General features: G+C 59.1%; 22 protein-coding genes, 2 tRNA genes and 1 pseudogene. 11 read left to right on the top strand and 14 right to left on the bottom strand.

Annotated features, from left to right (window positions below; translation table 11 throughout):
• Positions 1–67: 67 nt before the first annotated feature.
• Genes dnaB through CRN80_RS03755 form a run of 6 tightly spaced genes read right to left on the bottom strand, consistent with a single transcriptional unit; the run spans position 68 to position 4650 of the window.
• Complete coding sequence (gene dnaB / locus CRN80_RS03780; protein WP_008437319.1) at positions 68–1417, bottom strand: replicative DNA helicase; 1350 nt, start codon at positions 1415–1417, stop codon at positions 68–70.
• Complete coding sequence (locus tag CRN80_RS03775) at positions 1414–1632, bottom strand: hypothetical protein (RefSeq protein WP_008437317.1); 219 nt, start codon at positions 1630–1632, stop codon at positions 1414–1416. The genes dnaB and CRN80_RS03775 overlap by 4 nt, the downstream gene beginning before the upstream one ends.
• Positions 1616–2335, bottom strand: a complete 720-nt coding sequence (locus CRN80_RS03770; RefSeq protein WP_020301295.1) for an HNH endonuclease signature motif containing protein — start codon at positions 2333–2335, stop codon at positions 1616–1618. The genes CRN80_RS03775 and CRN80_RS03770 overlap by 17 nt, the downstream gene beginning before the upstream one ends.
• Positions 2332–3033 carry a DUF2786 domain-containing protein gene (locus CRN80_RS03765; RefSeq protein WP_008437315.1) on the bottom strand — a complete coding sequence of 234 codons (702 nt, stop codon included), beginning with the start codon at positions 3031–3033 and terminating at the stop codon, positions 2332–2334. The genes CRN80_RS03770 and CRN80_RS03765 overlap by 4 nt, the downstream gene beginning before the upstream one ends.
• Entirely contained in the window at positions 3030–3788 is a 759-nt protein-coding gene (locus tag CRN80_RS03760) for a hypothetical protein (RefSeq protein ID WP_008437314.1), read from the bottom strand. The genes CRN80_RS03765 and CRN80_RS03760 overlap by 4 nt, the downstream gene beginning before the upstream one ends.
• A 1-nt stretch (position 3789) precedes the next feature.
• A complete protein-coding gene (locus CRN80_RS03755; protein WP_008437313.1) occupies positions 3790–4650 on the bottom strand; it encodes a ParA family protein in 861 nt (286 codons plus the stop codon).
• A 242-nt stretch (positions 4651–4892) separates the two neighbouring features.
• Here CRN80_RS03755 and CRN80_RS03750 point away from each other — a divergent pair.
• Positions 4893–4969: transfer RNA gene (locus CRN80_RS03750), tRNA-Pro, on the top strand.
• 196 nt (positions 4970–5165) lie between these two features.
• On the opposite strand, the gene CRN80_RS03745 is transcribed toward CRN80_RS03750, so the two are convergent.
• Genes CRN80_RS03745 through CRN80_RS03735 form a run of 3 tightly spaced genes read right to left on the bottom strand, consistent with a single transcriptional unit; the run spans position 5166 to position 7382 of the window.
• Positions 5166–6464, bottom strand: coding sequence for an NAD(P)/FAD-dependent oxidoreductase (locus tag CRN80_RS03745; protein WP_014716868.1), 1299 nt, complete (start codon positions 6462–6464; stop codon positions 5166–5168).
• 60 nt (positions 6465–6524) lie between these two features.
• Complete coding sequence (locus tag CRN80_RS03740) at positions 6525–6698, bottom strand: DUF3094 family protein (protein ID WP_032893628.1); 174 nt, start codon at positions 6696–6698, stop codon at positions 6525–6527.
• Positions 6699–6752: 54 nt separating this feature from the next.
• Entirely contained in the window at positions 6753–7382 is a 630-nt protein-coding gene (locus CRN80_RS03735) for a DUF1780 domain-containing protein (protein WP_098949599.1), read from the bottom strand.
• A gap of 128 nt (positions 7383–7510) precedes the next feature.
• Between CRN80_RS03735 and CRN80_RS03730 the strand changes: the two genes are divergently transcribed.
• Both CRN80_RS03730 and CRN80_RS03725 read left to right on the top strand, forming a co-directional pair.
• On the top strand, positions 7511–8200 hold the full coding sequence (locus tag CRN80_RS03730; RefSeq protein ID WP_098949598.1) for an energy-coupling factor ABC transporter permease: 690 nt from the start codon (positions 7511–7513) through the stop codon (positions 8198–8200).
• Between the two features lie 64 nt (positions 8201–8264).
• A complete protein-coding gene (locus CRN80_RS03725; protein WP_003171680.1) occupies positions 8265–8480 on the top strand; it encodes a hypothetical protein in 216 nt (71 codons plus the stop codon).
• On the opposite strand, the gene yacG is transcribed toward CRN80_RS03725, so the two are convergent.
• From yacG to CRN80_RS03705, 4 genes are read right to left on the bottom strand one after another with little or no spacing between them, the layout of a single operon-like run.
• Positions 8477–8677: a DNA gyrase inhibitor YacG gene (gene yacG, locus CRN80_RS03720; RefSeq protein WP_003188437.1), complete on the bottom strand. Its 201-nt coding sequence runs from the start codon at positions 8675–8677 to the stop codon at positions 8477–8479. The genes CRN80_RS03725 and yacG overlap by 4 nt on opposite strands.
• Positions 8674–9297, bottom strand: coding sequence for a dephospho-CoA kinase (gene coaE, locus CRN80_RS03715; RefSeq protein ID WP_032893625.1), 624 nt, complete (start codon positions 9295–9297; stop codon positions 8674–8676). Before coaE ends, yacG begins: the two co-directional genes overlap by 4 nt.
• On the bottom strand, positions 9294–10160 hold the full coding sequence (locus CRN80_RS03710; RefSeq protein ID WP_098949597.1) for an A24 family peptidase: 867 nt from the start codon (positions 10158–10160) through the stop codon (positions 9294–9296). Before CRN80_RS03710 ends, coaE begins: the two co-directional genes overlap by 4 nt.
• Positions 10157–11365, bottom strand: coding sequence for a type II secretion system F family protein (locus CRN80_RS03705; protein WP_098949596.1), 1209 nt, complete (start codon positions 11363–11365; stop codon positions 10157–10159). Before CRN80_RS03705 ends, CRN80_RS03710 begins: the two co-directional genes overlap by 4 nt.
• 201 nt (positions 11366–11566) lie before the next feature.
• On the opposite strand from CRN80_RS03705, the gene CRN80_RS03700 reads away from it, so the two are divergent.
• The 3 genes from CRN80_RS03700 to CRN80_RS03690 all read left to right on the top strand — a co-directional run bounded on the left by CRN80_RS03700 (position 11567) and on the right by CRN80_RS03690 (position 12575).
• A complete protein-coding gene (locus tag CRN80_RS03700) occupies positions 11567–11980 on the top strand; it encodes a pilin (protein WP_098949595.1) in 414 nt (137 codons plus the stop codon).
• A 64-nt stretch (positions 11981–12044) separates the two neighbouring features.
• A tRNA-Thr gene (locus CRN80_RS03695) sits at positions 12045–12120 on the top strand.
• A 149-nt stretch (positions 12121–12269) separates the two neighbouring features.
• A complete protein-coding gene (locus CRN80_RS03690) occupies positions 12270–12575 on the top strand; it encodes a DUF6388 family protein (protein WP_032893620.1) in 306 nt (101 codons plus the stop codon).
• Between the two features lie 119 nt (positions 12576–12694).
• On the opposite strand, the gene nadC is transcribed toward CRN80_RS03690, so the two are convergent.
• Entirely contained in the window at positions 12695–13543 is an 849-nt protein-coding gene (gene nadC, locus CRN80_RS03685; RefSeq protein WP_098949594.1) for a carboxylating nicotinate-nucleotide diphosphorylase, read from the bottom strand.
• 247 nt (positions 13544–13790) lie between these two features.
• On the opposite strand from nadC, the gene CRN80_RS03680 reads away from it, so the two are divergent.
• From CRN80_RS03680 to CRN80_RS32035, 5 genes and pseudogenes are all read left to right on the top strand, one after another.
• On the top strand, positions 13791–15938 hold the full coding sequence (locus CRN80_RS03680; protein ID WP_098949593.1) for a DUF1631 domain-containing protein: 2148 nt from the start codon (positions 13791–13793) through the stop codon (positions 15936–15938).
• 61 nt (positions 15939–15999) lie between these two features.
• Entirely contained in the window at positions 16000–16563 is a 564-nt protein-coding gene (gene ampD / locus CRN80_RS03675; protein ID WP_098949592.1) for a 1,6-anhydro-N-acetylmuramyl-L-alanine amidase AmpD, read from the top strand.
• A complete protein-coding gene (ampE, locus tag CRN80_RS03670) occupies positions 16560–17396 on the top strand; it encodes a regulatory signaling modulator protein AmpE (RefSeq protein WP_098949591.1) in 837 nt (278 codons plus the stop codon). The genes ampD and ampE overlap by 4 nt, the downstream gene beginning before the upstream one ends.
• 277 nt (positions 17397–17673) lie before the next feature.
• Positions 17674–18765, top strand: a pseudogene (locus CRN80_RS32040) (methyl-accepting chemotaxis protein); the annotation flags it as partial.
• Positions 18742–19671, top strand: a complete 930-nt coding sequence (locus CRN80_RS32035) for a methyl-accepting chemotaxis protein (RefSeq protein ID WP_371861808.1) — start codon at positions 18742–18744, stop codon at positions 19669–19671. The pseudogene CRN80_RS32040 and the gene CRN80_RS32035, both read left to right, overlap by 24 nt.
• The last annotated feature ends 63 nt before the right edge of the window (positions 19672–19734 follow it).

Raw genomic sequence — 19734 nt, 5'->3', positions numbered from 1 at the left:
TGGCTATCGCATTGAAGGCACCAGTGAGTGATGCGTACGAGAGTATTCATCGCTGAGGTGTGCTTTTTCATAGTTGAGCCCCTTGCCAGCCGGCGTTGGGACTGAGGTTGGCAAACCGGGTCTGATTGGCGATGAAGGCTGTTCGTACGGTCCCAGTTGGGCCGTTACGCGCCTTGCCGAGAATGATTTCTGCAATGCCTTTGTGTTCGCTCTGAGGGTGGTACACCTCGTCCCGGTAGACGAACATAATCAGGTCCGCGTCCTGTTCAATCGCACCGCTATCACGCAGGTCTGCGTTGATCGGACGCTTATTTGGCCGTCGCTCCAGTTCTCGGTTGAGCTGGGAAAGCGCAACCACCGGGCAATTCATCTCTTTCGCTAGGGCCTTGAGGGACTGGGATATAGCGCTGATCTCGTTGGCCCTGTTTTCCTGACCTGGGCAGCGCATGAGCTGCAGGTAATCGATCAGGATCAAGCTCGGGTGTCCGAAGCGACGAGCTGCTCGACGAGATTTAGCTCTGATTACTGCAGGCGTGAGCGCTGATGAGTCGTCGATGACCAGCCGCTCTCCATAGCCATTAATACGAGAAACCGCTGCAGTCAGCTTCGGCCAATCATCATCATCGAGCTTGCCCTTCAATAGCCTGCCCAGATCGATATGGCCTAGGATGCCCATCAATCGATACATCAGTGCTTTGGCCGGCATTTCCATGCTGAAAACCTGAACTGTACGATCAAGCTTTGCCTGCAGAGCCGTATCTATGAAGTTCAAGGCCAGAGAGGTCTTCCCCATAGACGGGCGCGCGCCGAGGATGATCAGGTCGGCTTCTTGAAAACCCGACGTCAGCTCGTCCAGGTCCTCCAGGCCTGAAGGCAGGCCGGTCACGGTGATATTGCCGTTGAAATGTTCGTCTATTTGTTCGACGACGTTCGTCAGGCATTGGTTGATATTGACGAATTCCGTTGCGCTCTTGCCTTCACCCAGAGCGAACAGTTGCTGTTCAATTGATTCTTGAACATCCTCCGCACTTGCCAACGGGTCTGTCGCCTCGCGAGAGCATTGGTATCCAAGGGACATGAGCTGTCTGAGCCGAGAGCGATTACGCACGATGGATGCGTAATGCTCGATGTTGGCTACAGACGGCGTGTTTTTGGCCAGCTCGCCCAGATAGCTCAGCCCTCCGGCTTCGTCTGGCTCCTCCAACGCGTTGTGGACGGTGACGATGTCGAACGGAATGGACTTGTCAGCAAGGCTTGCCATTGTCCGGAACAGCAACCGATGGTCGTGTCGGAAAAAATCAGAGGCATCCAGTTTGTCTGCGACGAGATCCCAGGTGTTGTTGTCGAGCAGTAGCCCACCTAACACACCTTGTTCAGCCTCTACGGAGTAGGGAGGTGAGAGGTCAAGGTGATTCATTTCCCAGACTCCTGGCCTATCTGAAGAAAACCACTCCCGTTGCGTGCCCCCAGGGCTTTGACCATGTCGACTTCAACCTTCGCTGAATTGATCATGACCTGAGCAACCTCGGCAACCGCTTTGGCCCGTTCGATTTCCATTGGTCTTTCTGGGTCCAGGAGGCTCTCGATCGCGACGAACAGGTGATTACGTAGATCTTCAATCTTGTTCTTCATGTTCAACCTCCCGGATGGTGCGTTTGAGTTTGCCGATAGCGCGTATTGCGGATTTCAGCTCTTCCGGATACCGATGAATGGTGTTCCGACGCATACGTTCTGCTCTCGTCAGCAACTCCAGGTTATTCAGGGCTATATGGGCCTTGTTGCCGTCCTTGAAGCACACGCACATGTTTATAGGGACTGGTCCGTGATGCTCCTCCCAAAGCAGTACATGCACGGCTTTCCAGTCAACGGGTGGGTAACCGGTATCGGTGATTTTCTTCTGCTGATAACCGTCAGGAGTTGTGCGCAGGCTGCCAATAGGCAGCCAGTTCCCCGGTTTATTGCCGGCCTTAAACTGCGTCTGAGTCATACGGCCAGAGGAGGGGAGCCCCTTAAGGCCCTTATTCCATGGGACGGATCCCTTGGGAAAGCGGAATTCTGCGCCCAACTTGCCGTCAAGCCGGCCACAGAGACTACTGCGAAGAAACTCGGCGCTTTTGCTCAAGCCCAGCCGTTTGGCTTTGGCATAGACCTGATAGACGCTGAGCCCCAATTCGGCGGCTAGGACCTGAGTCGGTTCATTGGGATAGCGGGCAATGAGCGAGCGCTCTTCTGCCTCACTCCAAACATGGTGTTTGTGAACCGGGGCAAGCCCAAGTTGGGATCTGGCTTGTTCCAGCGCCGCCATGGCCAAAGGTGAAAGCGAATGAGTTCTCATTGGCTCCCTCCATGCCCAAGGGCTCCTTGTGACTGCTGTCCGACACCACGATGCAGCCTGGCATGCTTGCCCTGGTCCCATCCCGCTTGCAAAGAGCGGGTGTCATGACCTTTGGCTTCGATGGGCTTGATAATGGCTAGCGTTAGTTTTGGATGATGCCATTCCAGGTAGGCTTGGATCTCCAGCGCAGTGTTTTCGTCTATCCCACCTGCAAACTGGTTCACCTTAGAGGCGACGGCATTGAGCCAGCCCTCGGCAAACAGTTGGCCGCGGTGACGTTTGGTTTTCAGTTGGCAGCGCTTCTGCTGGGCAACATGAGCTCGTCGGGCTGCGACAAGCTGGTGATGCAGCGTTGAATAGGTGTGAGCTGCCAGATCGGGTGAAATACCTTTCCCCAAGAACTTGAAGGACCAGCCAAGTAGCGGATTGAAATACGCCAAGTGGCTGCAATCGAAGGCTTGGGAACAGATTGAGGCCAGGTTGTGCAGCCAATCCTGCGGTGCCCGACGGGTTTTGGTACCCACAATGGATTCTTCGATTGTATGGGCAGCGACTTCGGTGTGTTCCAAGTTGTACTGATTCATCAAATGGCGAGCTTGACGAAGTGCAATTTCCACTTCGTTTGGGGCAGCGCCTTGTGACTTGGCCAGCGCCATGAGTTTGGCGACCTTGCTGAGGACTTTTTGCTTGTCCATCATTCACCCCCTTCCTGTTGGAGGCGGGGGGAGAGCGCCTCTGACCACAGGCGAAGTGTTTCTTCCTCATCAGCAGAGAGGTGAGTCCGGGCAAGGCAGTCCGCAACCTTCTGTTTCAGGGCATCAAGGCGGTCTTGAACACTTGACCCATCGTCGTAAGCAATCTCTTGCTCAACAGCTTGCACAACGTCATTACGAAGAGAGAGAACCGTGCTTATCCAAAAAGCACTTGGGCTGGTCCAGCCAATGAGCTTTCGAGTTCTGGCAGGCGACAGGTAATCACGGAGCCTGAGATTGAACTCCCTAGGGGAATAACCATTCCTGAAAACGTCTGCTCGATTAAGCGTCAGCGCTGTTTTAAGAATATCTAGAAGAGGGTCCAAAGCCGTTGGCTCAGGAGCAAAGGGTTCTAAATATGTTTCAGCTACCAGGCGTTTGGCTTCGGCATATCGACTTTGCTGACGGCGTTTGGCTTGGTTTTCGTCGCGGCCGCGCTTTTCCTTCGCGTGCTTAATGTTCGAGTTCACTGACTCGATAAGCTTCGCGGCGTCCTGCAAAAGCTGAAGCTGGTCAACGCTCAACTGAGCGCCAATCCGACCGGGTAATTGGTAACCGCTTGTCAGGGCTCGGATTTCTCGTGCGGTTCCACTGAGCTTGGCTTGCAAGCTGCGCAATTGCTGAGCGCTGTAGTACTTGCCAACCTCTAGGATGAGGTTTGCAGTAATACTGCGGGCGTCGGTAATGGAGGGCTTCGCCATTTCAACGACCCTCCCTCACCAAGTTAGCTACCTTTTCCTCGGTCATGGCCTCGAAGCGGTCACGCCATTCTGGAAAAAGCTCAATGGCCAATTGGCGGATCACGACAAGGGCTGCAGGGGATATGCGGTTGGAAGGCTGTCTGTATTCCAAGCGGTGTACTGGGACGCCCAGGGATGAACTGTTACGAAACACCACTGCGGAGGGGACGACGCATTCCAGAACGTTGATTTCGTCATTGTCCTGGAAAATTTCCCGTACCGACTGCTCGATCATTTGCGCGTCGGTGGTTTGGTCGAGATTGTTGACGACGATCCGCACAGGAGGGATTTTCATGCCCAGGCGCCCATAGGCGCGCAGGCCGTCCAGCATCTGCATGGATCCCCGGCTGAACTCCCGTGCAGCGAGCATATTGGGCGGAAGTGGGGATATGACCAAATCAGAGGCTAGGACCACCATTTCGAGCATTGCCGACCTGGCGCCTTGGGTGTCAATCAGTACCAGGTCGAAATGATCTTTGAAGCCCGGCATCAGGTTGGCGAGTCGCAACCGTCCGTCAGGTGCTTGCAGGATCAGGCTGTTCAGTTGGTTGTTGATGTCGTTGGAAATGACAAGCGACAGGTTTGGTATCGTGGTGCTGGATATGATCTTGGCTGATTCGGTGATATTGAATGCCAGCAGGTCGTAGATGCCTCCTTGAGCTTCATCGACCAATTGGTAATACGAGGAGAGCGAAGGCTGTGCAGGATCTAGGTCGATCATGAGCACGCGCAGGCCTGCATCCGCACAAAAAGCGCCGAGGTTGGCCTCGATGGTAGTTTTGCCTACGCCGCCTTTGGTCGAAACGACCGCAGAGATTTTCATGGTTTGGAGCCTCTAATGTGGGTTCATTAGAGGCTGCGAGGCCACGGAAACAGCTATGTGTAGCGAACACGATCCTGGGCTATGAAGCACTAAAACCAATTGTCTTTTAACCAATTGGTCGTAGGTTCGAATCCCACACGACCCACCATTTTTGAGACCAGTTCAGGCTGGAATCGAATCTTAAGATCAGAGGCCAAAAGCGCTGATCGAAGAAGGCGACTGAAAGGTCGCCTTTTTATTACCGGGGTATAGCGCAGTCCGGTAGCGCGCCTGCTTTGGGAGCAGGATGTCGGGAGTTCGAATCCCCCTACCCCGACCATATTAAAAATCCTCGTATCGAAAGATACGGGGATTTTTTTTGCCTGTTATTGTAGGAGCGAGCTTGCTCGCGAAAAACTCACAGGCGCCGCGTTCACTTAGAAAGCCCGCGTTATCGTTGACGTTTTTCGCGAGCAAGCTCGCTCCTACAAGGGGCAAGATTCGCTTAACTTGCCCCCCACAGGTGTTATGCGTTGTTAATGCAATTTAAGGCGCGGCTCGGTGCCGCGGCCGATCTTGCTGCCCAGCATCAGCATCGCCGTGCGGAAGAACCCATACAGCGCCATCTGGTGCATGCGGTACAGCGACACGTAGAACATCCGCGCCAGCCAGCCTTCCAGCATCACACTGCCCGTCAAATTGCCCATCAGGTTACCCACCGCGGAAAAGCGCGACAGCGAGATCAGCGAGCCGTAGTCGGTGTACTTGTAGGTCGGCAGCTCCTTGCCTTCAATCCGCAGCTTCAGCGATTTGGCCAGCAATGACGCCTGTTGGTGAGCCGCTTGGGCCCGTGGCGGTACATTGCGGTCGGTGCCCGGCTGCGGGCAGGCGGCGCAATCACCAAAGGCGAAGATGTTTTCGTCGCGGGTGGTTTGCAGGGTTTGCAGGACTTGCAACTGGTTGATGCGGTTGGTTTCCAGGCCATCGATGTCCTTGAGGAAACCAGGGGCGCGAATACCGGCCGCCCAGACCTTGAGGCTGGCCGGAATCACCTGGCCGCTGCTGGTGATCAAGGCGTCGGCGGTTACTTCACTGACCGCCGAATTGGTCAGTACCGTCACCCCTAGTTTCTCCAGGGTTTTATGCACTGGCCCACCGATCCGCTCCGGCAGGGCAGGCAATACCCGCGGGCCGGCTTCGATCAGGGTGATGTGCATGTTTTCTGGCTTGATACGGTCCAGGCCATAAGCCGCCAGCTCATGGGCGGCGTTATGCAGCTCGGCGGCCAGCTCAACCCCGGTGGCACCGGCGCCGACGATGGCGACGCTGATCTGTTCAACGGCGTCGGTTTGGCCTGCATGGGCGCGCAGGTAGTGGTTGAGCAGTTGCTGGTGGAAGCGCTCGGCCTGCTTGCGGGTGTCGAGGAACAGGCAATGTTGCGCCGCGCCCTCGGTGCCGAAATCGTTGGTGGTGCTGCCTACCGCAATCACCAGGCTGTCGTAGCCCAGTACGCGGGCGGGCACCAGTTCGCGGCCTTCTTCGTCGAGGGTGGCGGCCAGTTGGATTTTCTTCTGTTCACGGTCAAGCCCGCTCATACGGCCCAGCTGGAACTCGAAGTGGTTCCATTTGGCTTGGGCGACGTAGTTGAGTTCGTCTTCCGAGGAATTCAGCGAGCCGGCAGCCACTTCGTGCAGCAAGGGCTTCCAGATGTGGGTCAGGTTGGTGTCGACCAGCGTGATGCTGGCCTTGCCACGCTTGCCCAGGGTCTTACCCAGGCGGGTAGCCAACTCCAGGCCGCCGGCACCGCCGCCGACGATAATAATACGATGGGTCATGGGGATATCTCGCAAGGCTAAAAGAAATCGGAGCAGTTACCCTCGCGAGCGCCAGGCGGCTCATAGCGTCAGGTAACTCAATAGGCGGCTCAGCGCACCGAGCCCGATCACCACTACCAGCACCACGCAGAGGAGCAGCCACGGCCGGAAAGGCTTGCGCTCGACTCTGTTCTGGGAGAGTTGCAGGTACTCTTCGACACGCTCTTGGTCATCGGGTTTCAGGCGGCTGGTCATAAAGGCCTCGTCAGGTAGACGTTGCAAAGGGGCGCCACGTTACAGCCAGGGGCATCACAGGCTGATGCCGACATCAAACACTATGCTGCGGCCCAGGTTGTTGCGCAAGAAGTCCGGCGCGTCGGGATGGGCGAACAGGACCCGCGCGAATGTCGGCCCCACCAGCGATAGCGAGCGCCAGCCCTGGCGCAGGTATTCGGTCGGCGGCGGAAAATGGCTGTTGAGGTCCAGCACTTCGCGCTTGAGGCTGGTAAACGCAATGAGGTCCAGCTCCCCCAAGTCCATGCCGCGTTCTTTGTAGTTGTGAGCTTTTTTACGCAGTGTGGGGGCCAGGCGCAGCAGGTACTCATGGGCGGGGATGCGCCGTGGCTTGGCTTCGCGCCGTACCAGTTGGCTCAGGGAGAAAGCACTGCGCCTGCGCAGCAACTCATCGCGCCACTCGTCGTTCAGGCGACGGCCCTCGTCCAGCACAAAAAAGACCTCGAAGCTGGCGTCGCGAAACAGCACGTCGGGCGGCTCCTGGCCCGCTGCGTGAAATTCTTCGACACGGTAGGGCACGTTCAAGCCTTGCAGCAGGCGCTGGCAGACCCAACGCTCACGCTCCCACTTGCGGGCATTGGACAGGAATGCGTTGGCTTGTTCGGCTGCTACGGTGAGCAGGCGCAAATAATCTGAGTCATCCATAGTCGCAGCTTAGCGTTCAAATGATGACCACAGGAAGTCTTGCCTTAAAACGCGGGTGTAGAATGCTCACATGAAACAGGCCCAGGGACGAGGTGTGTGATGAGTTTTTTGGTTAAGGCAGAGCGTCCGTGATCAGTGCAGCGGTTCTGGCACCCCAGACCCTCGGTATCGGCTGGCTGGTGTATGCGCCCGTGGTGATGTGGGCGATCCTGCGCTCGCCCTGGGTGGAGCTGTTTGCCGACCGGCGGCGCCAGCATTTGCTGTTCGGCACGGTGTTCGCGCTGTTCATGCTGTGGCTGGTGCGGCGGGATTTCGATACCGGCGTGTCCTATCACTTTATCGGCATGACCGCCGTGACCTTGCTGCTCGATTGGCCGCTGGCAATCGTCGGTGGCTTTGCCGCCCAGCTTGGCTTGATGCTGTTGGGGCGCCAGGATCTGGCCGCGCTTGGCGTCAATGGCCTGCTCCTGATCGTGCTGCCGGTGCTGGTCACCGAAGGGTGCGCGCTGTTGGTAGAGCGGGCGCAGCCGCGAAACCCCTTTGTGTATATCTTCTGTTCGGGCTTTTTTGCTGCCGCACTGTCGGCATTGCTGTGCCTGTTGGCCGGCCTGGGCCTGCTGTGGTTCGACGGCCTTTTTGCGATGCCGCAATGGCTGGAGGATTTTGTCGGTTACCTGTGGCTGATCATCTTTCCCGAAGCCTTTATCAACGGCATGGTCATCAGCGCATTGGTGGTGTTTTGCCCCGATTGGCTGGAGACCTTCAACCGCACCCGCTACCTCTCGGCGCCCTGGAAGGACGACGATTCGCGGCGTTGATCCAGGTCAAATGCCGGGCAGCGGCGCAGGTCCATGCTCGGCAAAATTTTCAGGAGCATGAATCATGAGTGTGTATGAATGGGCACGGCAGGAGTTGCGCAGAAGCCAGGATGCAGCGCAGGAAATCGGTTTTGACCCCGGTTTGACCTTGCGCGCCATGCTCAGCGCAGTGGTGCAGCAAAGCAAGGGTGTACGCAGCTTTGAAGACCTGGCCGACGAGTTGCAATACCTTGCAGAAAACCTCGACGACCAGCAGGAATATGCCTTTATGCGGCCTTAGTGGCGCGGCGGCAGGTCTTCGGAAAACAGTTCGTCTTCGGCGTCCGGGGCCACGGGAATCTTGTGTTCTTCAGCGGCCCAGGCACCCAGGTCGATAAGTTTGCAACGGTCCGAGCAGAACGGCCGGTTGAGGTTGGTCGCTTTCCATTCCACGGGGGCACCGCAGGTTGGGCAGTCGACGGTCAAGGGTTGGCTCATGATCGGCCTCCACGCAAAGTAAGGTAAAAGTGGTGCAGTCGCTCGACCTCGCCGTGCAGCCAGGCCAGGTCCTTATCGTTGACCAGCACGTCATCGGCATGGTTCAGGCGGTCTTCGCGGCTGGACTGAGCCTTGAGAATCGCCTGCACCTGTTGTTCGCTGATGCCATCGCGCTGCAGGGTACGCTGAATCTGCAGCGATTGCGGCACGTCGATCACCAGGATGCGCTGGGTCATGCTGTACTGTCCGGATTCGATCAGCAGCGGTGACACCAGGATCGCGTAGGGCGACTGGGCGCGTGCCAGGTGGCTGCGAATTTCCTCGGCGATCAGCGGGTGCAGCAAGGCCTCCAGCCACAGGCGCTCTTGTGGGACCTCAAAAATCAGTTTGCGCAGCGCGGCACGGTCCAGTTGGCCGTCGGCTTGCAGCACGCCACTGCCGAAATGTTCGGCAATGCGCGCGAGCGCCGGGCGGCCCGGCTCGACGACCCAGCGCGCGGCGTGATCGGCGTCCACCAGGTCGATGCCCAGCTTGATAAAGTGCTCGGCCGCAGCGCTTTTGCCGCTGCCAATGCCGCCCGTGAGCCCAAGAATCCAGGGTGTTGCAACAGAAGTGGTCATCTGAAACCGACAGACTGCAAATAGAAGTCGGTTATTTGACCACCCCAGAGCAATGCAATCCAGCCGGCAATTGCCAGGCAGGGGCCAAACGGCATCGGCGCTGACACCTGGGCCTTACGCAAACGCAACAGAATCAACCCGGCAAACACGCCCAGCAGCGAGGCCATCAGCAGGGTCATCGGCAGAATCTGCCAGCCGCCCCAGGCTCCCAGCAAGGCCAATAATTTGAAGTCGCCATGGCCCATGCCGTCCTTGCCAGTGGCCAGCTTGAAGAGCCAGAACAGGCTCCACAAGCTCATGTAGCCGATGACCGCGCCCCATACTGCATCGGGCAGGGGCGTCAGCAGGTCAGCGCTGTTGAGGATCAGCCCCAGCCATAGCAGCGGCAGCACCAGCACATCCGGCAGCAGTTGGTGGTCCAGATCAATCAGGCTCATCCCCAGCAAGCCCCAACTCAACAGCATCACCGCGCCGGCTTGCCAGCCGAAGCCGAAGTGCCAGGCGACAGCGGTTGAGATCAGCGCGCAGGCCAGTTCGGTGAGGGGGTAACGCAGGCCGATGGGTTCGCGGCAGTGGGCACAATGCCCCCGGAGCAGCAGGTAGCTGAGCACCGGGATATTTTCCCAAGGCCGAATCGGTTGATTGCAGTGCGGGCAGCATGAGTTGGGGCGCATCAGGTTATAGGCCGGCCCACGGGGCTCGGCTGGCAACTCCAGAATCTCATGGGCCTGGGCACGCCACTCCCGCTCGAGCATTTTGGGCAGGCGCCACACCAGCACATTGAGGAAGCTGCCGACGATCAGGCCCAACACCAGCGCCAGGCCTACAAACGCCCAGGGATGTTCGCTCAGCAACAGGCTCAAAACGCCGTCCCCAATTGGAATACCGGCAAGTACATGGCGACTACCAGCGCGCCGACAATCCCCCCCAATACCACCATGATCAGCGGCTCCATCAGGCTGGTGAGGTTGTCGACCAAGGTGTCCACGTCTGACTCGTAGTGGTTCGCGACTTTTTCCAGCATGCGGTCCAGGGTGCCGGACTCCTCACCGATTGCGGTCATCTGGATTGCCATGCCTGGGAACAGGCCGCTGTTATGCATCGATTGATTCAACTGCATGCCTGTGGATACATCGTGGCGCATACGTTCGATTGCCTGTTTAAAGGGGCCATGACCGACGGCGCCAGCCACCGAACCCAATGCCTGTACCAGAGGAACGCCCGCCGCAAAGGTAGTGGATAGCGTGCGTGCGTAGCGGGCGACCGCAGATTTGTGCAGCAGTTTGCCTGCCACGGGCACTTTCAACAAACCTGCTGCCCACCCATGGCGAAACCCCGGGTGAGTCCGGTAGGCGTGGCGCCCCGCAACCAGCGCCGCGCCCACACCCAGCCCCAGCATCCACCACGCCTGTTGCAGCAGTTCCGACAGCGCGATGACCCCCAAGGTAAACCCCGGCAATTGGCCGTTGACCCCGGCGAACAAGTTCTGGAATTGCGGCACCACATGGATCAACAGCACTGTGCTCACCCCTGTGGCAATTACCAGTACTGCGATAGGGTAGGTCATGGCTTTCTTGATCCTGGTTTTGAGCCGTTGGCTTTTTTCCAGATGAATCGCCACGCGCTCCAGTAGGGTTTCCAAGGCACCGGCCATTTCGCCAGCCGCTACCAGATTGCAGTACAGCTCATCGAAGTGGCGGGGATACTGACGCAGGGCAGCGGCCAACGGGTGGCCGCTGGCAATATGCTGTTTCAACGCCTTCACCAGTTCGCGCAGCTGTGGGTTTTCGACGCCTTCACTGATGATGTCGAAGGCTTGCAGCAGCGGGATGCCGGCCTTGAGCAAGGTGGCCAACTGGCGAGTGAACAGGGCGATATCCACAGGCGTTATGCGCGTCTTGAAGGTTGGCAGTGCACAAGATTTTTTGCGCACACGCTCGGGGCAGATCCCTTGCTGGCGAAGTTGTACCTTGATCAGCGCAAGGTTATGCCCGGCGATTTGCCCGGATACCCGGCGCCCTTTGCGGTTGATGCCCTCCCAGGCATAGATTGTTGGAGTGTCGTTCATGTGAGGTTGGCGCACTCAGGTCGTGAAGAATTTATAGCTTAGTCAGGTGGCGGAGTCGGGCAGGCTGGTGCCGGGCGATAAAATGTCAGATTGTGCGTCTTGCAGGCGAACGGCTGCGTGGGGATGAGTACACTGGCGCCGTTGCACACTACGGGGCGCAGGACGCGCCTTGTCATGGTTCTATTCTGGAGAGTGAAAGAGATGCGTCAAAAAGGTTTTACCTTGATCGAGTTATTGATCGTCGTGGCGATCATCGGCATTTTGGCCACCATCGGCCTGCCCATGTACACCAAGCACCAGGCCAAGGCCAAGTTCACCGCGGGGTTGGCTGAAATCAGCGCGTTAAAGGCCGGCTACGAGGACGTCATTAACCAGGGCACCGTGCCGACCCTGGCCCTCATCGGGGGCACCAGCCCTACCGCCAACTGCACTATCGAAGTGACGGGCGATGTGGCCTCGGGCGTCGGTACTATCCGTTGTGAAATCCTCGATGCGCCCGCGCCCGTGCTCGGCAAGACCATCACCCTGACCCGCAGCGCCACCAGCGGCTGGAGCTGTGCCACCACGGTAGAGCCTCAGTATGCTGCCAAGGGTTGCGGCGCCAACGGCGCGTGACAGTCGCCGGGCGGTGAGCGAGCAAGTTGCTGCATGCCCAATGCAGTGCTAGCTTTAGCCCACCGCCCGTGTAGCTCAGCCGGTAGAGCAGCGCACTCGTAACGCGAAGGTCGCAGGTTCGATTCCTGTCTCGGGCACCACAGGCACCACTGTTTCAACGGCAATGTTTTCAGATGATCCCAGAATGGTTCTGAAGGCCAGGTGAGCCGGGCATTTGCGCCCGCTCTTTTGTATCTGCGCAACCTTGAAGACCCAGATGCATTCCCATTCCTCGATCTAAGAGAACAACATGACCACGACTGAAATGACCCAGGAAGCGCGGCACGAACAAGCGCTCAAGCACTACCTTGAGGACACGCCGCAGCTAAAAGAAGAGATCAAGGACCTGAGTGCCGATGATCAGCGCGACCAGATTCAGTGGGCATTCGAGGACGAGGCCGAGAGCCAGAGCCTCCAGCCTTGGGAGCTGACCCTCAAGTACACCACGACACCCGAAGAGTTCGAAGCCGCGCGGTTGGCCTTGCACAAAGAGGCGGCCGAGGTGCTGGGTGTCGATTGGGACGAGTACTGCGAGATGAATAACCTCGTCGTCTAAAAGCAGCCTGTAGGAGCGAGCTTGCTCGCGAAAAACTCAAGACCACCGCGTGCCCCCAGAGGTACGCGTTATCGTTAGGGTTTTTCGCGAGCATGCTCGCTCCTACAGTTACGGCATCTTCAGATACTGAGGCGCATCGACAGGTCCACCGCCTTCACATCCTTGGTCATCGCCCCGATGGAGATGTAGTCCACGCCGGTTTCAGCGATAGGCAGCAAGGTGGTTTCATTGATCCCGCCGCTGGCTTCCAGCTTGGCCTTGCCGGCGTTCAGGCGCACGGCTTCGCGCATGTCGTCCAGGCTCAGTTCATCCAGCATGATGATGTCGGCACCCGCCGCCAGGGCTTCGCGCAACTCTTCCAGGCTTTCCACTTCGATTTCCACCGGCTTGCCCGGGGCGATCTCGTGGGCGGCCGTAATCGCTTGAGCGATACCACCGCAGGCGGCGATGTGGTTTTCCTTGATCAGGAACGCGTCATACAGCCCGATACGGTGGTTGTGGCAACCGCCGCAGGTCACCGCGTACTTCTGCGCCAAACGCAGACCTGGGAGTGTCTTGCGGGTGTCCAGCAGTTTGACCTGGGTGCTCGCGACAAAGTCCGCCAGGAACTGCGCTCGGGTGGCTACACCTGACAGCATCTGCAAAAAATTCAGCGCACTGCGTTCACCCGTGAGCAGCGAGCGTGCCGGGCCTTCAAGGTGGAACAGCGCCTGGTTGGGGCTGACACGTTCACCGTCAGCTACCTGCCAATGCACGGCGACCCGTGGGTCCAGTTGACGAAACACTGCATCCACCCAGGCCGTACCGGCAATCACGGCCGCTTCACGGGTAATGATCGTGGCCTTGGCCAGCCGTTCGGCCGGGATCAACTGCGCGGTGATGTCACCACTGCCGATGTCTTCCAGCAGTGCGCGGCGCACGTTGGCTTCGATTTCGGCGGTGAGGTCGGCAAGACGGAGGTTCGGCATAACAGGCTCCACAAACAAAGTGCCTCGATTATAGGGCCAGCGTGCGTTCTAACCCAGGCTCGCCACTCATTTACCGCACAAAGTCAGAGTGTGCTGGCGCAACTGCCCTCGTTTGCCAGATAATCTCGCGCCTTGCAATTGGCGTCATAGCTTTGACGTCTTGGTGGTAACCGGGATATTTGCAGGGCCTGCCGGGCCTGCTCCCGGTCTTTTCCACCTCTCAAAACCGCCGTTTCAGGAGGCCAGGATGCACAATGACGGGAAGGTGGTGCCTATCAACAGGGCACAGGCCACGCCATCGCCGCTCGCGCGCCTGCCGGTGGTGTTGCTGCAGGTGCGTGACAAGGCTGCGCAACAGCTGCAACAGGGTTTGCAGGAACTGTTCGATAACGCCGACGACACCCTGTTTGAAATGGCCGAAAAGGCCCGTAGCACCGTCGACCATCATATTTTTTTCGAGGCCATGCGCGACCTGCGCCTCAAGCGCAAGAACTTCGAACGCGTGTTCATGGAGCAGTTGTTCGTGGCGTTCGCCAACCTGGGCCAGGCCCGGTGCAGCGGGGCGCACCTGGTGCCGCTGGTGTCTTATGAGGCGGTACCCGGCACCAGCGCCGATGACGTGGAAAAAGCCGTGGCCCTGGAGGCGATGCTCGGTCGGGTGCGCCACCGTGATGGCTTGGCGCTGGGGCAATTGAACGCGCGCTTGAGTGAACTGCTTGGCAGGCGCCTGGATGATCCGGAAAACCCCTTGGGCCCGGCGCGGCTTTGCGATTTTTTCCTGCAGGCAGGGCGTAGCCTGGGGGTGGAGATCCGCGTCAAGCTGGTCATGCTCAAGCTGTTTGAGAAGTACGTGCTCAGTGACGCCGACCTGTTGTATGGCGAGGCCAACCAATTGCTGATCGCCACTGGCGTATTGCCGGAACTCAAAGCGGTCCCGTCCCGTCGAGCCGGCGGGCGTGCGGCCCGGGAGCACCAGGACTGCACCGGCCAAGCGGTGGCCGACCCGCCGCTGGATAAAAGCGGCCAGCAAGCGTTCAGCGCCTTGCAGACGCTGCTGGTAGCCGTGCGTGGCAGCGTGGCCCCGACCCTTGAAGCCAGCGCCGAGCCGCAACCCATTGCCACCCGCGATCTGCTGCGCCTGCTGTCGCATTTGCAGCAATATGTACCGGAGCCGGAGTGCGAGGACGATTTCGACCTGCGCAGCCAGCTTGAACAGTTGCTCACCCGGGTCAGTGTCAAAAGTGGCAAGTCGCGGGTGTTGGAAGAAGCAGACGAAGATGTGATCAATCTGGTGGCCATGCTGTTCGAGTTCATGCTCGATGACAGCAGTGTGCCGGACGCTTTCAAGGCGCTGATCGCCCGCTTGCAGATCCCGCTGCTGAAAGTGGCGGTGCTGGACAAGAGCCTGCTCAGTTGCACGCAGCATCCGGCGCGGCGCTTGCTCAATGACATCGCGAACGCCGTCATCGGCTGGAGCCCGCCCCATGACCACCCACGGGACAACCTCTATCTGTGTATCGAGCAACTCGTACAGCGGTTGCTGAATGAGTACGTCGAAGATCCGGCGATTTTCTCCCAGTTGCTCACCACGTTCAGCGCATTTACAGCCCAAGAGCGCACACGCAGTGAACGTCTTGAGCGGCATACCCGTGACGCCGAGCAAGAGCGCCTGCATACCCAGGTGGCGCGTCAACGTGTGGCGCAGGTGCTCAATCGGCGGCTCGCGGGCAAAACCTTGCCGGCATCGGTGCTGCAATTTGTGCAGCAAGCCTGGAGCCAGGTGCTGTTAGTGGCCGTTCTCAAGCACGGCGAACAATCGCTGCAATGGCAGGCGGCGCTACGCACCCTGGATGAATTGCTCTGGAGCGTGGGCCTGCGTGAAGACACCGAAGCCGGCCGGCGTTTGCTGGAGCAATTACCCGGGCTGCTCAAAGCATTGCGTGACGGGTTGGCCGGTGCGGCGTTCGATCCTTTCAGTACCCGTGAGTTTTTCCTGCGGTTGCAGGCTCTGCATGTTCAGCCGCTCGACGGCGAGGTACTGGTCGAAGTCCGCGAGCCTTTTACCCTGGACGCTGGCCCGCCGGCCGCCGACGAATCAATGCCCCCTGACGATCCCGACCTGCTCAAGGTCCAGCAGTTGCGAGTCGGTGCCTGGGTTGCGTTGCAGCAACATGAAGCCGGTACCCTGCGCTGCAAGTTGACCGCAATCATGCCGCCCGCCGATACCTATATTTTTGTCAGCCGCACGGGCCTCAAGGTCCTGGAGAAAAGCGCGTGCCAGTTAGCCCTGGCTTTCAAGCAGGGCGTCCTGCACAGCTTGGACGATGGCCCGCTGTTCGAACGTGCGCTGACAGCCGTGGTGGGTAACCTGCGGCAACTCAATCGCGGCAAGTGATCGCAACCGCAGGGTGGAACGCGGCATACTGGTCACACCTCGTCTCACTCAAGGAGCCTGTATGCAGTTGGACCCCGCCAGCGGTTGGTGCCAGGGCATTCGTCATTGCCCTTCGCCCAACTTCAACGAGCGCCCTGAAGGCGAAATCTCGCTGTTGGTGGTGCACAACATCAGTTTGCCTCCGGCGCAGTTCAAGACCGGCAAGGTGCAGGAGTTTTTCCAGAACCGCCTGGATATTTCAGAGCATCCCTACTTTGAAGGGATAGCCAGCCTACGGGTGTCTGCGCATTTTCTGATTGAACGTGACGGCACTGTGACGCAATTTGTTTCGTGCCGCGACCGGGCCTGGCATGCCGGTATCTCCTGCTTCAAGGGGCGCGAGGTGTGCAACGATTTTTCCCTTGGGATCGAGCTGGAAGGTACGGACGACCTGCCGTTCACCGATGCCCAGTACGCGGCGTTGATCGACCTGACGCGCCAACTGCTGGCCGCTTACCCAGATATCACCTACCAAAATATTTGTGGTCATAGCGACATCGCTCCGGGGCGCAAGACTGACCCAGGCCCCGCTTTTGATTGGACGCGCTTTCGCAGCGCCCTGCAGGATGGAGGACACGAACGATGAGTTTCCTGGTGTTGGTGCTGGCGGTATGGATCGAGAAGTTCTCGGCCTTGCGCCTGCGGTTGCAGCGTGACGGCGGATGGCTGCGTGAGCTGGCCAGGCTGGAATCGAGCCCGCGCATGGGCAAGCGGCCCTGGTTGATCCTGCTGGTATTGGTGCTGTTGCCAGTGGCATTGCTGGCGTTGCTGTTGCTGGTGCTGGAACCGGTGGCCTATGGCCTGTTGGCATTGCCGGTGCATTTGCTGGTGGTGATCTATAGCCTGGGCCGTGGCGACCTATTGGCAGGGCTGGGGCCGTTTCGTGATGCCTGGCGGCGCGGTGACCTGCAAGCGGCCGAGCATGTGGCCGAACGCGACCTCAAGCTTGGCGCCGACAGTGGCGAGCAACTGCTGGAGCGCGTCCAGGGCTACCTGCTGTGGCAGGCGTACCAAAGCTTCTTTGCGGTGATTTTCTGGTATTTCCTGCTGGGCCCGGTGGCCGCCCTGGCGTACCGCCTGTTGGCGCTGGCCAGCGAACACAGCCAGAACCCCTTGGTGGCCGAGCGCGCCACGCAATTGCGTCACGCGTTTGACTGGTTGCCGGTACGCCTGCTGGCGGCCAGCTTTGCCTTGGTGGGCAATTTCGTCGGGGTCAGCCGTGTGATGCTCCACGAACTGCTGAGTTGGGATATCAGCGCGGCACAGCTGGTGGAAAAAGTCGGCCTGGCTGCTGCGGAGATCCCGCCGCCAGTGGTGGGGGCCGATGGCATCAACAGCCTGGATCGCCTGTGGGAACTGCTGCTGCGCGCGGCGGTGCTGTGGTATGCCGGGTTTGCCATCTGGACGGTACTCCCCTGATTTGTAGGAGCGAGCTTGCTCGCGAAAAACCTCAACGATAACGCGCGCTTCCTGAATAAACGCGGCGTCGTTAAGTTTTTCGCGAGCAAGCTCGCTCCTACATGGCGTTAGGGCCTCCAGACACGCCGTTAACCTTACGTTACAAAACTCCCTTTCGAATTGAGCTATACAGATAGAGCGCCAAATAGTGGCTATCTGCCGCCGCCCTGCGCCTCAATAAAAATAAAAGAAGGGGAGGTCACCTGTGAAGAGCTTGCTCTATCCCGCCGTCGCGCTGATGAACCGCCTGAGCTTCGGCATGAAGTTCAGCCTGATCAGCGTGCTGTTCCTGCTGCCGATGCTGGCGACCAACTATTACCTGGTGCGCGACTCGTGGCGTGAATACCAGGGCACCCGCGTCGAACTGCAAAGCCTTGACCTGCTCGGCAGCAGCCTGGCGTTGCGTCGCGAGCTGGAAACCCTCAACAACCAGGTTCAGATCAACGCGACCCTCGGCCAGTCCGGCAAAGCGGCAGACCTGGAGACCAGAATCAGCGCTTTGGAAGCCAGTGTAGTGGAGCGCTTGCAGGGCTTGCGCGCCATTGCGACCCAGCCCGAGCAAGTTGCCGTCTTCGACAGTAAACGCGACGAACTGATCGCTGCGTTCAAGGCCCAGCAGCAGGAAACCTCGCTGCTCAACAAAGCGGCGTTGATCGGCAAGTTACTCAACCAGGCCCAGATGTTCAGCCAGATCATTGCCAGCCAAGCCGGTTTGAGCCGTGATCCGCAAAGTGATCTGCGCCAGCTCAGCGACCTGGTCACCACCGTCACCCCTCAAGTCACCCAAGCCTTGGGCGAAGGCCGTGCCATGGGCGCGTACTCCCTGGGGCAGGGCTTTATCAATTCGTCCTCCAGCACCCGTTTTGACGAACTGCTGCAGCAACTGGAAAAACTCCACGGTGAATATGGCTTGAAGCTGCAGGACGCGCTGGGCGCCAGCAAGGCTGCGCACGCCGCCCTCGACATCTCGGCGCAAGCCAGCCAGACGAGCCTTAAGCAAGGCAGTGAGTTTTTCGAAGAGCAGGTGGTGATGGCCGAGACCCTCGACGCGCCTTGGCAGGGCTTTTATGACGGCGTCAGCCAACTGATGGCCAAGACCTATCAATTGGATGACGCCACCCTGGCGTTCCTCGGGCAGCAGTTGCAGCAGCGCCTGGCGCAGAACCGTTTGCATATGGTGTTGCTGGTCACTGCCCTGGCGGCGGTGTTTGCACTGATTTTCTATCTCTATGCCGGTTTCTTTGTCTCCACCCGCACCACCTTGCGGCGCCTGGGGGCGATGATGGACAAAGTGGCGGCAGGTGACATGACGGTCACCTTCGTTGCGCAAAGCCGTGACGAACTGGGCGAGCTGGGCCAGGTGTTCAATGGCACCGTGGCCAAGATTCATGACCTGATCGAGCGTGTTGGGCATACGGTCAGCCAGGTCGAGTTGCAGGCCGGCCAGGTGCAGGCGGTGTCGGCACAGAGTAACCAGGCGGTGTCCGGCCAGCGCAGCCAGATCGAGCAAGTGGCGACGGCGATGAACCAGATGTCCGCCACCGCCCAGGAGGTGGCGCGCAGCGCGGCGGCGGCGGTCAGCAGTGCCCAGAGTGTCAACGATGAAACCGTCAGCGGGCGTGCGCTGGTGCAATCCCAGCAAGGCGGCATCGCGCGCCTGGCGGCGGAGATCGACGAATCGGTGCGGGTGATCAACCAACTGGCTACCGACAGCCAGTCCATCAGCAGCGTGCTGGAGGTGATCAAGAGCATCGCCGAGCAGACCAACCTGCTGGCGCTCAACGCGGCCATCGAAGCGGCGCGCGCCGGTGACCAAGGGCGCGGGTTTGCGGTGGTGGCCGACGAGGTGCGCACCCTGGCTCGGCGCACCCAGCACTCCACCGAGGAAATCGAGCAGATGATCATCCGCTTGCACAGCGGCGTCGGCGCGGCGGTGAAGGCCATGGGCAGCAGCCATGAAATGGCGAATGGCACGGTAGGGCAGTCGGAAAAAGTCCAGCAAGCCCTGGAAAATATCCTGGGGGCGGTTGGGATGATCGTCGATCAGAACCAGCAGATCGCCGCCGCCGTGGAGCAACAAACGGCGGTCGCTCAAGACATCGACCAGAACATTGTCGAAATCAACCGCGCCGGCGAGCATGCAGCGCAAGGCGCGCAGCACACGGAAGCGGCCAGTCGGCAACTGGCAACCCAGGTGGTTGAGTTGAAGCAATTGATTGGCGCGTTTCGGGTGTAGGGAGGTTCTGAAGGACGAAGCGGCGGGCCATGTGGCTTATGTCCTGATTTACCGATGCGTGTT

Origin of the sequence: Pseudomonas sp. FDAARGOS_380 (assembly GCF_002591235.1) — a bacterium.
Lineage (GTDB): Bacteria > Pseudomonadota > Gammaproteobacteria > Pseudomonadales > Pseudomonadaceae > Aquipseudomonas > Aquipseudomonas salmasensis.
Note: the sequence above shows the minus strand (reverse complement) of the source record. Positions and strands in the feature narration are given on the sequence as shown.